Origin of the sequence: Dolichospermum planctonicum, assembly GCF_005402965.1 — a bacterium.
In the GTDB taxonomy this organism is placed as follows: Bacteria; Cyanobacteriota; Cyanobacteriia; order Cyanobacteriales; family Nostocaceae; genus Dolichospermum; species Dolichospermum planctonicum.
In genome coordinates this window covers 1-453 of record NZ_BJCF01000154.1, presented here as the reverse complement: position 1 = coordinate 453, position 453 = coordinate 1, and the positions used below count along the sequence as shown (strand labels likewise).

The window sequence follows — 453 nt, the reverse complement described above, 5'->3', positions numbered from 1 at the left end:
CGTTAATAGGCTCTATGTGGAAGTACAGTAATGTATGTAGCAAAGGAGTACTAACAGACCGAGGGCTTGACCTCTATATTCTTAATTCTTATTGTGATTTCTCGTTCTCAAATGCAGTCTTCAGGGTTTTGTGAATTTTAGATTTTAGATTTTAGATTTTGGATTATTTGCCAACAATGTAGAAACTAAAAGTTCCAATTTTGGGAATTATAAAAGATTGATAATTATTTTCCCTAGTTGAGAATAATACCAGTTGTTAAGTTTCTGTGAACCATGTTGAATTATTTTCTGCAATCTAAAATCCAAAATCCAAAATCCAAAATCATCAGGCTTTCCTGGTGTCTATGGCGCGGTGGAACCACACTGATCCCTTCCCGAACTCAGAGGTGAAACGCTGCTGCGGCGACGATAGTTTGGGGGTAGCCCCATGTCAAAATAGCTCGATGCCAGGTT

General features: G+C 38.2%; 1 rRNA gene. It reads left to right on the top strand.

The features are described 5' to 3' along the window. Positions 1-334 precede the first annotated feature (334 nt). Positions 335-452, top strand: a 5S ribosomal RNA gene (rrf, locus tag FFO06_RS20845). Position 453: the final 1 nt, after the last annotated feature.